This is a genomic window from Gilvimarinus gilvus, from assembly GCF_030518155.1.
GTDB classification, from domain to species: domain Bacteria; phylum Pseudomonadota; class Gammaproteobacteria; order Pseudomonadales; family Cellvibrionaceae; genus Gilvimarinus; species Gilvimarinus gilvus.
In genome coordinates this window covers 1-438 of the sequence record NZ_JAULRU010000016.1, presented here as the reverse complement: position 1 = coordinate 438, position 438 = coordinate 1, and the positions used below count along the sequence as shown (strand labels likewise).

The following is a 438-nucleotide window of genomic DNA, read 5'->3' as shown; positions in this document are numbered from 1 at the left end:
GAAACGATTTGATCTGTATTGGTATCAACACTCGTTAAAACAAGTGGAGCAGTATAATTTCCTAAATACAACGTATTATTTTCATATCCTGTAAAATAATAGGAATTAGCGCCTAGATCAATCGCTTTTTCTTCGATAATTGGATGTTGTAAATACCTTCTGGTAAAATTATTTTCTTGTTTGATAATGTGTTCAGATGTAAGAAATAAAAGAATGACACTTCCAATTGAAACAATCGAAATAGCAAAGAAAGTAACAAATAGTTTTCGTTTAGTTTTTTGATAAATAGCTGTTCTACCCATGTAAATGGCAATTACAGCTAATCCAACAAATACTAGATTGAAAATCAAATGTTCTGTCCATCCAAGTTTTTCTAGAATTCCGCCACAAGAACATGGGACAAAATCACTGTAATTAATAATCAGATAGATATAAACA

1 protein-coding gene is annotated in these 438 nt (G+C 30.1%); it reads right to left on the bottom strand.

What is annotated here, in order from left to right; translation table 11 throughout:
- On the bottom strand, positions 1–438 hold a 438-nt coding region (locus tag QWI17_RS00075; protein WP_302720473.1), incomplete at both ends, for a MauE/DoxX family redox-associated membrane protein.